Genomic DNA, 12564 nt, shown 5'->3' with positions numbered 1-12564 from the left:
AGGATGCTGAAACTTTGAAATTGAACCGTAAAATGAAAAGGTGTTATGGTGAAAAAAGGAAATATAGGTCAGAAATATGGCCTTCTAATAGGGAAATGTGAGCTTGATTTCAATTCATCCTTGAAATATAACAGTTGGGTTTTCTTTAATTTTAAAATGGTGGCTTCTGTTTCATTTTTGCATGGCTAATCAAAACCAATACAAAATGAAATCCTTTCCATATTTACTGAATCTAATTTGCTTACTGTATGTAAGTGTCGCGTTGTCTCAGATCCAAATTTCAGGTCGCGTTACAGATGCTAAAAATATCCCAATTACAGGTGCTAATGTGTATTTAGAAGGGTCCTACGATGGTGGAACGAGCGATGAAACTGGAGCATTTCATTTTAAAACCACCAAAACCGGTATTCAAGTGCTGATTGTATCATTTCTAAGTTTCGAAACCTATCGTAAAGCAGGAGATGTTTCCAATTTTCAAGATATTGTAATAAAACTGCGAGAAGATGTGAATGCTTTGGATGCTGTGGTGCTTTCGGCAGGAACATTTTCTGCTGGAGATAATAGTAAGGTAAATGCTTTGTCGACTTTAGACGTGGTAACCACGGCCAGTGCTTTAGGTGATTTTGTCGGTGCTTTGCAGACATTACCAGGGACAACAACGGTCGCAGAAGACGGACGGTTATTTGTGAGAGGTGGCGAAGCAAATGAAACACAGATTTTTATAGATGGTATTCGCGTGTTTACGCCATACACACCAACCGCTAACAATGTCCCGACACGTGGGAGGTATTCTCCATTTTTGTTCGATGGTATTACTTTTTCGACAGGTGGGTATTCTGCAGAATATGGTCAGGCGCTGTCTAGTGTGTTGCTTTTAAATACGATTGACGAACCTGATCAAAGTAAAACGGAAATAGGTGTAATGACGGTTGGTGGCGCACTGGGGCATACCGAGAAGTGGGATAAAAGTGCTTTAAGTGTAAATACGTCTTATATGAATTTAGCGCCTTATATCTCGTTATTTCCTGATAGAAACGATTGGGCAAAGCCTTATCAGAGTTTTTCTGGAGAAGCTGTATTTCGTAAAAAACTAAATAAGGGAATGTTTAAATTGTATTCGGCTTACGAGTTTAGTCAGTTTGAGTTGACTCAGGAGCATATCGATTATGAAGATGGAGTCGATTATGAATTAAACAATAAAAATCTATATGTAAACACGTCGTATCAAGGTAAATTGAATACCAATTGGTCTGTATTTGCAGGCGGGAGTTATACCAGTAATAATTCAGATATTCATATTGAAGAAGATGAGGTTGGTAACTTAGAACATTCAATACATGCGAAAGTTGCCATGAAATATCGCTTCAATAATCGGTTTAAACTGAACTTTGGAACCGAGTATTTTTTGACCAATTTCAGCGAATCGTTTAAAGCTTTTGATGCCGATTCTGAATCGTATGGATTCGATACTTCTATCGCGGCATCGTTTGTAGAAGCCGATATGATCTTCACCAAAAAGTTAGCTTTAAAAGCAGGGTTACGTGCAGAATATAATGCGCTTTTTAAAGCGTTTGAAGTTTCTCCTCGCGTGTCTCTCGCATATAAAACTTCAGCGAAAAGTCAGGTGTCTTTTGCTTATGGTTCATTTTATCAGAATCCAAACAATGATATTTTAAAATTTAATCAAAATATTGATTCAGAAGAAACTAGTCATTATGTGTTGAATTATCAGTTGAATAGTGAAGGGCGTTTATTTCGAGCCGAAGGTTACGTTAAAGACTATCATAATTTGGTTAAATACGATACAGAATATGCGAGTTATAATAGTGTGTTTAATACTACTGGTTCTGGTTATGCAAAGGGTTTCGATTTGTTTTTTAGAGATAGTAAAACCTTAAAAAATTTCGACTATTGGGCGAGTTATTCGTTCTTAGATACGGAACGTGATTATAAGAATTATCCAACCGCTTCACAGCCAAATTTTGCAAATACGCATAACCTTTCAGTGGTAGGAAAGTATTGGGTCGACGATTGGAGAAGTCAGATTGGTTTTAGTTACAGTTTGGCCTCTGGACGCACCTACACGAATCCGAATGAAATAGGGTTCTTGAATAACAAAACGAAAGCGTATAACAACTTAAGTTTGAATTGGGCGTATTTAATTAGTCCGCAAAAGATTCTATATCTCTCAGTAAATAATGTCCTTAATTTTAAGAATGTAAATGGGTATCAGTACGCCAGTGCACCAAATAGTAAGGGTGTTTACAATAGAAGAGCGTTAACACCGGCTAGCGATCAGTTCTTTTTTATAGGCTTCTTTTGGACGATTAGTAAGGATGGAACCGATAATCAATTAGATAATTTATAGCCTTTTTAAGTCAAAACGAATGGATCTTACGGTTCATCATATTAAAACTACAGTTCAGTACTTCGATTTTTAGAAACCTAGACTTTACATAGATATTTGCCTTATAATAATTAATCAACCAAAACAATATGAAACATTTAATTCTTCTTTCAGTGCTTTTAGTGAGTTTAGTAACTAATGCACAATCCAATTTTGAAACCGGTATGAAAAGCGCCTTTAAGTTATGGCAAGAAAATAATACCGCCGAAGCCGAGCAACTTTTTGAACGTATTGCAACTGCCGAGACAGATCAATGGTTACCCAATTACTATGTGGCTCAATTAAACAGCTTAAAAAGTTGGGGAGAGCAAGATGCTGCGGTACTAAAAGCTAACTTAGATAAGGCTCAGGAGTATTTAAACACGGCAAAAGGTATGAGTTCTAATAATGCTGATATTATGGTGCTACAGGCTCAGATTTACACCAATTGGGTCGCCTTCGATGGGATGACGTATGGGATGAAATACTCTGCTAAGATTACAGAATTGTATAATAAAGCGTATGCTATTGCTCCAGAAAATCCAATGGTAGTTTTAGGTAAAGCTGAATGGGGTATGGGAAGTGCAAAGTATTTCGGACAAGACACGGCGCCGTTTTGTAAGGATATAGCGCATGCATTAGAACTTTTTATTAACTTTAAACCTGAAACACCGTTTCATCCGCAATGGGGAGAAGATCGCGCTAAAAAAGTATTAGCATCTTGTAAATAATTAGAATTAGGACCTTGAATATGATTAAATCTGTAAAAAGTATAGCAATTTCATTTGGATTAGGTTGTGTGGTGTACCTAATCGGGAATATGTGGTTTGGCGGATTTAATTATAATTCGGTTAACGATTTCTTTATCGATTTTATATTCTACCAGCTATACGCTTTTGTGTTAGGATATTCTAATATGGCTTATTTCGATATTTTATCGAAACGACAGTGGAAGGCTAATCAGCATCTATTAAGACTTTTAGTTGGCTTTATTGGCGCATCTTTAATTACAATTAGTGGTCTATTTATAATTCATGGTTTTACCAAAATGGTATATCAAGGCCAATCGTTCAGTGAGTTTGTGGCTACCGAAAGGGGGTCAGATTATGTTTTCGGCTTTTGGATTACGATTAGCATCGTTATCGTATTTCATTTGGTATATTATTACAATGCCTATCAACAAAACAAACTTAAAGAGCAAAAGGTTATTGCGGGAACGGCAAGTGCGCAATTCGAGAGTTTAAAAAATCAGATCGATCCACATTTTTTATTCAATAGTCTAAACGTGTTAACGTCTTTAATTGAAGAAAATCCACACAGTGCACAGCGTTTTACAGTGTCTTTGTCTAAAATTTACCGCTATGTATTAGAGCAAAAAGATAAAGAACTAGTGACTGTAGAGGAGGAGTTGAAATTTGCAAAAACCTATATGAATCTGCTTAAAATGAGATTCGAGAATAGTATCGTATTCAATTTGCCGGAAGACTACGATAATCCAGAAGCTAAGGTGGTGCCCTTATCGTTACAATTATTGTTAGAGAACACTATAAAACACAACACGGTAAGCGAGAAAAAGCCTCTAGAAATCACCATAACAATAGAAGATAATGTCTTGGTTGTGAAGAATAATTTACAAAAAAAAGAGGTTTTACAAACCAGAAAAGGAGTAGGGTTACAGAATATAGTAAATCGCTACGGCATATTAACTAAAAGAAAAGTATTGATAGATGAAACCGAAACGTATTTCGCCGTTAAATTACCAATACTTACAAAACGCATTACAACAATGGAACTAATAAAAGATAATTATAACGAACAAGACGCGTATTATCGTGCAAAGAAAAGAGTAGAAGAAATAAAAGGGTTTTACGGGAACTTAGTATCATACTGTGTTGTTATTCCGTTTTTAATATTTATTAATTACCAAACATTTTGGGGACATCAATGGTTTTGGTATCCGATGTTAGGCTGGGGAATGGGGCTTATAATTCACGGATTTTCTGTTTTTGGCTATGGAAAATCTTGGGAAGAGCGTAAGATAGAATCCATTTTAAAGGAAGAAAAACAACAAAAAAACTGGAACTAATGGAAAATTCACACTTCGAACGAGAACGCTACGATCGCGCAAAAAAACGAGTAAGACGCGTAAGCGGTTTTTACAGACACGCTTTAATATATGTAGTCGTTAATTTAGTGCTTGTATTTATAAATATTAATAATTTAGAACCGGGAGAAAGCTACTTTCAATGGCGAAATTTTATAACCTTAGGCTCTTGGGGTATCGGTTTACTGGCCCATGCTGTATCAGTGTTTTTGCCAACTTTGGTTATTGGTAAGCATTGGGAAGACGAAAAAATTAAAGAGATTATGGATAAAGAGAAAAACCATAAATGGGAATAATTTGGGCGTGTTTTCCCGCAAAGCTCCAAAACCGCGCTTTCCGCGCTACACGGTAGCTTGCTCCAATCCCTCACGCAGCACCAATTAGCATACAGTTTAATATTAGAAGTTTTAACCACTTATGAAAGTTATTATTATAGAAGACGAAAAACCATCTGCAAGACGTTTGCAACGTATGGTAAATCAGTTAGGTTTAGAAGTAGATGTGCTGTTACATTCTGTAGAAGAATCGGTACAGTGGTTTAAGGCGAATCCGCATCCAGATTTAATCTTTTTAGATATCCAGTTAAGCGACGGCTTATCGTTCGAAATCTTTGAAAGTGTCAAAATAGAATCGGCTATAATTTTCACTACGGCTTACGACGAATATGCACTTAAAGCCTTTAAATTAAATAGTATAGACTATCTGCTTAAACCTATAGATGAAGATGATTTAGAGCTGGCAGTCGAAAAATTTAAAACCCGAATCCCAAGACAAGAACAAGTGGTTTTAGATTTTAACGAAATAAAAAACCTATTGGTAAACCCGTTAGAGCGTCAGTTTAAGAAACGGTTTTCGGTTCAAGTTGGTCAGCATTTAAAACTGATAAATAGTGACGATATCGAGTGTTTCTACAGTGAAAATAAAGGAACTTATTTGCATACTAATTCAGGAAGAAACTATCTTTTAAATTCAACTTTAGACCAATTAGAACAAGAATTAGAGCCCGATTCGTTTTTTAGAATAAACAGAAAATTTATTGTAAACATTAATGCTATTCACGATATGGTAAACTATACCAATTCAAGATTAGAGATTAAGTTAAACTCGTACAAAGACGAGCAGGTTATAGTTGCTAGAGAACGTGTTAAAACGTTTAAAGATTGGTTAGAATAGGTTATAACATTTAATCTTCGTCGTCATCTTCTATACGGTTATCATCAAAAGCCGATGGTAACAGTTTAGGAATAAACTTAATCACGATAGGCAATAAAATAGCGCCACCAGGAAGCAAAAATATAGCTAAACTCGGAATAGATTTAAAAATATCTAAAAGTTGCTCGTTTACCTTCTTGTGCTCTTTAGGCGTTAAATCTCTCACTGTAGATTTAGACAATAAAATCATTAATTCTTTACTGTCACGTAATTCCCTCAATAACCGATGACTATTTCTAGTAATAAGTTTACTTACAATTTGTGAAGATCGGTTATAAAAACTTTTTACTACATTTTTAGCACTCAATAATGGGATTTTATCTCGATTCGCATTAAAGAACAGATTAATAGAGTTTAAGGATTCGTTACGTTCTTCGTCATTAATTTGAAGAGCAATACTCAGGTTTTCTAGAAATTCGGCTTCGGCAGCTTCTATCCAAGAATCGCTCCAAGCCGCCATACATGCGATATCTAAATAATATAAATTATAACTCAGTTTTTTGGCGTGTTCTATAGCTTCTGCATAGGTAAGTTGGTCAATCTGTTCGTATCGTAAAGACGATTGAAACAATTCGATTAAACTCTTGTCGTAATTGCTCTTTTCAGACTTTAAACTTAACGCCTCGATAACGATCGTAATTATAGTTGCTTCTAATGTTTCCAAATACGATTTTGTTATCGTTTTTGTTTCTAAGAAGTGATCGTAGGCTATAATATCAATGTACAGTAAGACATTGGTAATATAATGATTAAAGTTTTTACTAATAATATTTTCATGAATCTGAATCCGCTTTTGCATGATCTTTTCCACTAAAATTTCTGCAGAATCACGTCCCAAAAGATCTTCAAGGAACGTAGATTTATTTTCGTTTATAGCCGTATAAAAATCAATAATACTTTCAAATAAATTGGTGTCTGATCCGCTCGTTTTGTGTGTGTTTATAAAAGCAATACACAAGTTAACCTTACACAATTCCTCTTCAGTAAGGTCTGGATTAATAATATAGTCATTTACAACCTTAATGTTATAGCCGTAGATAAATCCCGAATTCCGGAAAGCTTTATAAAATTGGTAATCTGTTGGATTGTCTAGTAGGGTTTGGTTAGATAACTCTTTAATTAGTTTTTTTATCCAGCCGTTAGCCGATGGGTTCATACGGTATTGTATTATAAATGTAGTTTTCAGAAGTAAAAATATACATTTTTTTAGCATTAACATAGTTTTAACAAAACCACCTACATCTTTTTTTCGTAGGTAGTATGAGAGTGAAATAAATCATTAACTAAAAATCTCAATTATTATGAAAACAATGAAAATTATTTTAGGAATCGGAGCTTTATCTATAGCAGGTTTCTTTATGGTAGCAGCCGATCATATCGATGCTCCAGCAGTAAAAGGTGGTACAAGCGATATTACCGATTTTTATGCCTTTCAAGGTGAAGATACCAGCAACCTGGTGTTTGTAGCAAATGTGCAAGGGTTATTAAGTCCGTCGGCTTCAGGCGATGCGATGTTTGACGAGAGTACTTTGATAGAAATTAACATCGACACGAACGACGATAAAATTGAAGACTGGGTAATTCAAGCCATTCCTCGTGATGGTAAAATGTATTTCTTCGGACCAGTAAAACCAGCGACTACAGGATTAAATAGTGCGATTGAAACTACAGGAACGACAGGGATGGTAGATATTACGCCGTACGGAAGTGCTGCTATTATTGGAAATAGTAACGGGATGAAGTTTTTTGCAGGTCCTAGAGACGATCCGTTTTTTATGGATTTCGCACAGTACACAGAAATTATTGCAGGAAACGCTTCTAGTTTCAATAGTCCAGGAAGCGATACGTTTGCAGGAACAAATGTAATGTCTGTAGTGGTTGAATTGCCAAAGTCTATGCTTGGTGGTTCTGGAACTATCAATACTTGGGTAGAATCGAAAACAAAACAATAATTAATTTATAAAATACACACATATGAAAACTTTAAAATACATGCTAGTTGCAGTAGGCGTTTCAATACTATCTTTTAACTGCTCGAACGACGATGATAATAATATGACTATAGATCCAACTGGACCAGATTTTTCTGGAACCTATACGCAAGCGGATCAAATGGGGAGACCTGCAGTAAACACGGTGTTTGTATCGCCTTCTGCTAAAGATCAGTTTAATGTCACAATTCCTTCAAGTCAAGGTGCTGCATTTCAACCTATGTTTCAAGCAAATTTAGAAGCGTTAAGTCCTGCTTATAATGAGGAAGGAGATACTAATGCATTAGGATTAGATGCTGCGACATTCACGGGGCTTTTGGCTACCGATGTTTTAACGGTGTCTTTAGATGGAGAAACAACTTTTTACGATGGTACAAATGTCTTAACCGGTAGAAAATTAACAGACGATGTAATTACTGTCGAGTTATTATTAATTTTTGGAGGTGAAGATTTTACTGAAAATGGAGCACTTTCTAATGATAACGTAGATATGAACGATAAGGAATTCTTAAGTTCTTTTCCTTACCTGGCTTCTGCTTGGTAGACTAATAAAATTACTCAATAGGGCAGATTTAGTTTTGCCCTATTGATTTCAATAACAAAACACCACACACCATGAAAACATTACAAGTCATAAACCTAATGGTATTAGCGCTAATTTGCTTTAGTTGTAATACGAAGTTAGAAGAAGAAAACATAGCTCAAATAAGCGATTATAATTCTTATGTAGAAACAGAAGATCAGGACATGTTACTTACTTTAGAAGGGGATTATAAGTTTTGGGATAATAAATTAAAGGCTCAACCAAATCAGTTTCCGTATTTAGTAAAAAAAGCATCTGCTTTATCGTCTAAATTTAAAATTACAGGAAATATTGATTATTTAATTGAAGCAGAACAGGATTTAGTTGCCGCAAATAAAAGAACACATTATAATAACTCTGGCTATTTAAGAGCGTTGGCAAGAAATTATATTTCTCAACATCGTTTTAAGGAATCTTTAGAACTTTTGAAAAAAGCAGAGGTTATAGGGGAACATTTAAAAGGAACTCATAATATGTTATTCGATGTGTATTTAGAATTAGGGAATACCAACGAGGCCACAAAATATTTAGTGGAAATTCAAGATTTTAGTGATTTCGACTACTTAATTCGTTTGTCTAAATGGCAAGATCATGAAGGGAATTTAGATGGCGCAATTAAATATATGGAGAAGGCATTAAAGCTAGCCGAATCTTCGAATAACCCAAATACAAAACAATGGGTGTATACAAATATTGCCGATTATTATGGCCATGACGGGCAGATTAAAAAATCATATGCATATTATTTGAAGGCTTTGGCATTAGATCCTTCAGATGCATATTCTAAAAAAGGAATTGCATGGATTGTATATTCTCATGATAATAATCCAGAAGAAGCAATGCGTATTTTAAACAAAGTAACGCAGACGCATAAAACACCAGATTACGAGTTGTTAAAAGCTGAAATTTCTGATTTCATGGGAGATAGTTTATCTAAATCTAAACATCTTAATGCGTATTTGAAAGCTGTCGAAAATGAAAAATATGGCGATATGTATAATGCATATAACACTATTGTATTTACAGACGAATTACAAATTTTTGATTCGGCTTTAAAATTAGCCAAGAAAGAAGTGGAAAATAGACCAACACCACATTCTTACGATCTATTAGCTTGGAGTTATTACAAAGGAGGTGAATCTGAAAAAGCATTAGATATCGTTGAAACCTATGTGAAAAATAAAAGTTTTGAGCCTTCAATTCTGAGTCATATGGCGCATATTTATAAAGCTAATGGTAAAATAGCTGAAGCCAATGGCTTAAAAAAAGAATTACTAGAGGCTTCTTACGAGTTAGGTCCTGTGGCAACGCAGCACAATAAAAATATTTAAAAATTTGATATAGTTTTTTGTTGGTGGTTTTTTGTTAGAAAAGGGTTTGTTATGAAAATAACGAACCCTTTTTATGTGTTTAATTTAGAGTTTTAAAGATTGTATTGTTCTGATCATATTAATGTCGAGCATCAATCGGGAAAATGAATCCTTAATACCGTTAATTTTTGCATCAAAGATCCTTCAGAAGCATTTGTGATTCAATTTAATAAGTAGTTCAAAATAGCCCCATAATTAAGTGTAATAGTATGCGCTATTGTATGGAAAGCTTTAAAATAAGATATTCCTACCTTTTTATGTTCTTGACTCCGCTCGAATGCCTTATAATTAGGAGGTTTCACCGTTTTAGATACAATCTAGGGGAGCGGTTAAAAGATTAAACTTCGATATATAAACGGTATTCGAGCATAGCCCATAATAATATACAAATCAGCAAACAATCTTCCTGTGCTTTGATTTATAGTGTGATTCGTGATTGTAAAATATTCTATAAGTAAGTCTGTTAGCAACAGATTAAGAAGGGTTTATGCTGAATTCAAGGCCTTTCTTTTTTACAAAGATCAAACTATATTTCAATCTCACACACAACTTTCTAGATTAAGCCATTTATATAAGAAGTCTGATCCCCTTATAAAAAAAGCCCAGAATCAAGTGTGTTAATCTTGGTTCTGGGCTGTATATAAGATCTCTTATTTCTATTTAGAGAGTTATTCTGTTAAGATACCGATGCTACGGTTCCTAAGGCATATAATTGTTCTAGAGTAGGAGAGTCACTTCCTCCAGCTGGCTCTAATGTTATACCAAAGGCTTCAGAAGCATTTGCGTTTTCAATAGTAAATATTTTATTGTTGTCTGTTACAAAATCATCTAACGTTCCTAAACTGGTAGGAGTTAACGGATTTAAAGTTAAAGACCACACCTGGTAAACTTTTCCTTCTGGAGGTTCCGGTAAACCTTGTGCATCTAAATACATGCTATTAGATTCTTTATCCCAATACACCTTTGCATACGCTTCCGGGTAAACTGCTTGTCCGCCAAGCGGAATGGCTAACATATTTCTATCTCGTAAAATGGAGATTAAACTTTTAGCTTCTTTTAAATCGGAATCTGCAATTTCAATTTGCTGTTCAAGGAAATCTTTATCTGTTTCTGAAAGACTAATTTTAGATTGCAATTCAGAATTTTCTTGTATCGACCAGAATAATCCGACACCCAAAATAACAGCAGCTGCCCAACCTGTAACAGATAGCCAACTTGTTCTAAGCCTTTCGGCTTTCATGTTTATTACTTTAGATTCAGTGTTTGATTTACTGATTTTTTCAGCAATAGGACTAAAATCTAAGACTGCATTTTTAGGAGCAGTAGCTTCCGTAAGTTTTAAAATCGCAGCTTCAATTTGCAAGACTTCATTTAAAACTTCAGGATGTTTCTGCATCATCGCGTATACCTCCTTGTTTTCTTCATCAGAAAGCGCACCCGCAACATACAGTTCTAAAATACCAGAATTTATGTAGTTATTTATATCCATGTTAGTTTAATACTATAGCGCGTAACTCGTTAATACAATTTCTATTCCTTGTTTTAATAGTGCCAATAGGCATGTCTAAAGTTTCGGATGCTTCTTTTTGGGTATATCCTTTAAAATATAGCAACTCAATAACTTCAATACATTTTTTAGCAAGTTTGTTTACAAATTTCCCGATACCTATAGCATCAGTTTTAGTATCTAAGTTGTCGCCGTGTTCTAATATATCTACGAAAAATTGAGCATCAAGGTTTTGCTTTTTGTTCTTAAAAGATTTAGATCGGGTTTTGTCTATGGCTGCATTACGAGCAATATTTAAAATCCAAGTAAAAAAACGGCCCTTGTCGGCAGAATAGCTTTCGGCCTTATGCCACGCTTTTATAAAAACGTCTTGCATAATTTCTTCTGCAATGTCCTGATCTCGGACTATATTATAAATGACGCCATGAATGTTTTTGGCGTACATATTATATAACGCTTCAAAGGCTTTTTCATCTTTTTGTTGAAATCTTTCAATAAGTGGTTCTAACTGCATATAGTAGTTTCTGAAAGTGGAAAAGTAGTTAATTAAAGTCATAAAAAAAAGCTGCATTACGCAGCTTTTTATTTATAATAAAATTAAGAATTTAGTTTGCTCTTAAATAGGTATCAATATTTATAGCGACTTCATCCCACGTTTTGCTAACACCATCTGCTCCTGTATGTAACACCTCGCACGCTTCGTGTAAAGTAGCTAAAGCATCAAGTGCATTCCAGTCCTTTAATAACATAACACCTGTAAGCGAAACGCGTCTGTCTTCAGTTACGGTATAGGTTAAAGGTAAATCGTTAGTTTCGCCATTCATTGTTATCGTTGCGATAGCTTCTGTAGCAGAAGTTGTCTTTAAAGTCCCTTTTAATAGGTCTGTATCTGCCATAACATTAAAGAAGAACTTTTGTAATTTTCCATCGCGAATAGAATCTTTAGAGAAAATACTGCTTACTGGGATTGAAAACGTTACGCCGTTTAATGCTTCTTGCGCTGAATCTCCTGTGTGAGGTTCGAAATCTAATGTCGTGAATACACCAGAAACAGGCGTTTTAGCAGTGGTTTTATAAGCTGTCCAGTTAACAGTTGTACCTGCTGGCTTTAAAACGAATTGCTCTGTTTTTTCTGTAGGCGTTTCAGTAGTTGTTGATTCTTTTTTGTCAGATTTACAGCTTGTTGCAAATACAAGCGCAAATGCAGCCATTAAGATTGTTACTTTTTTCATATTTAGACTATTTTTTGTTTTTTATTGCAGCTCGAAATTACTGAATATTTAATCCAATTCAAATTTTAGTCTATTCTATTTATAACGGACTTGATTTGTTGTTAAAATTTTAAGTAAAACAGGGGAAATGGAGCTTATGTTTAGAAAGCTTTAACACAGGCTGTTAAATAAACGGTAAA

12 protein-coding genes are annotated in these 12564 nt (G+C 34.7%); 8 read left to right on the top strand and 4 right to left on the bottom strand.

All coding sequences use genetic code 11. The features are described from left to right. Positions 1-205: 205 nt before the first annotated feature. The 5 genes from ACFFVB_RS13435 to ACFFVB_RS13415 all read left to right on the top strand — a co-directional run bounded on the left by ACFFVB_RS13435 (position 206) and on the right by ACFFVB_RS13415 (position 5663). A complete protein-coding gene (locus tag ACFFVB_RS13435) occupies positions 206-2368 on the top strand; it encodes a TonB-dependent receptor (protein WP_382383509.1) in 2163 nt (720 codons plus the stop codon). A 128-nt stretch (positions 2369-2496) separates the two neighbouring features. After that, positions 2497-3117 (top strand): hypothetical protein, encoded by a 621-nt coding sequence (locus tag ACFFVB_RS13430; protein WP_382383508.1) that lies wholly within the window; start codon positions 2497-2499, stop codon positions 3115-3117. Positions 3118-3137: 20 nt separating this feature from the next. After that, positions 3138-4472: a 2TM domain-containing protein gene (locus tag ACFFVB_RS13425; protein WP_382383507.1), complete on the top strand. Its 1335-nt coding sequence runs from the start codon at positions 3138-3140 to the stop codon at positions 4470-4472. Continuing rightward, positions 4472-4786, top strand: coding sequence for a 2TM domain-containing protein (locus ACFFVB_RS13420; protein WP_382383505.1), 315 nt, complete (start codon positions 4472-4474; stop codon positions 4784-4786). Before ACFFVB_RS13425 ends, ACFFVB_RS13420 begins: the two co-directional genes overlap by 1 nt. Positions 4787-4907: 121 nt before the next feature. Continuing rightward, positions 4908-5663, top strand: a complete 756-nt coding sequence (locus tag ACFFVB_RS13415) for a LytR/AlgR family response regulator transcription factor (protein WP_382383504.1) — start codon at positions 4908-4910, stop codon at positions 5661-5663. 10 nt (positions 5664-5673) lie between these two features. Here ACFFVB_RS13415 and ACFFVB_RS13410 read toward each other — a convergent pair whose 3' ends face one another. After that, positions 5674-6915: an LETM1-related biofilm-associated protein gene (locus ACFFVB_RS13410; protein ID WP_382383502.1), complete on the bottom strand. Its 1242-nt coding sequence runs from the start codon at positions 6913-6915 to the stop codon at positions 5674-5676. An 88-nt stretch (positions 6916-7003) separates the two neighbouring features. Between ACFFVB_RS13410 and ACFFVB_RS13405 the strand changes: the two genes are divergently transcribed. From ACFFVB_RS13405 to ACFFVB_RS13395, 3 genes are all read left to right on the top strand, one after another. After that, complete coding sequence (locus ACFFVB_RS13405; protein WP_382383500.1) at positions 7004-7654, top strand: DUF4331 family protein; 651 nt, start codon at positions 7004-7006, stop codon at positions 7652-7654. A 22-nt stretch (positions 7655-7676) separates the two neighbouring features. Continuing rightward, the gene (locus ACFFVB_RS13400; protein ID WP_382383499.1) at positions 7677-8237 is read left to right on the top strand and encodes a DUF4331 family protein; all 561 of its coding nucleotides are present in this window, start codon (positions 7677-7679) and stop codon (positions 8235-8237) included. A 71-nt stretch (positions 8238-8308) separates the two neighbouring features. Beyond that, positions 8309-9607, top strand: a complete 1299-nt coding sequence (locus tag ACFFVB_RS13395; protein WP_382383497.1) for a tetratricopeptide repeat protein — start codon at positions 8309-8311, stop codon at positions 9605-9607. 715 nt (positions 9608-10322) lie between these two features. Here ACFFVB_RS13395 and ACFFVB_RS13390 read toward each other — a convergent pair. From ACFFVB_RS13390 to ACFFVB_RS13380, 3 genes are all read right to left on the bottom strand, one after another. Continuing rightward, positions 10323-11135 carry an anti-sigma factor gene (locus ACFFVB_RS13390; RefSeq protein ID WP_382383495.1) on the bottom strand — a complete coding sequence of 271 codons (813 nt, stop codon included), beginning with the start codon at positions 11133-11135 and terminating at the stop codon, positions 10323-10325. A 1-nt stretch (position 11136) separates the two neighbouring features. Then, positions 11137-11667 carry an RNA polymerase sigma factor gene (locus tag ACFFVB_RS13385; RefSeq protein WP_382383493.1) on the bottom strand — a complete coding sequence of 177 codons (531 nt, stop codon included), beginning with the start codon at positions 11665-11667 and terminating at the stop codon, positions 11137-11139. A 91-nt stretch (positions 11668-11758) separates the two neighbouring features. Further along, complete coding sequence (locus tag ACFFVB_RS13380; RefSeq protein ID WP_382383491.1) at positions 11759-12385, bottom strand: YceI family protein; 627 nt, start codon at positions 12383-12385, stop codon at positions 11759-11761. Between the last annotated feature and the right edge of the window lie 179 nt (positions 12386-12564).

It is taken from the genome of Formosa undariae, assembly GCF_042427615.1.
GTDB lineage: Bacteria > Bacteroidota > Bacteroidia > Flavobacteriales > Flavobacteriaceae > Formosa > Formosa undariae.
Note: the sequence above shows the minus strand (reverse complement) of the source record. Positions and strands in the feature narration are given on the sequence as shown.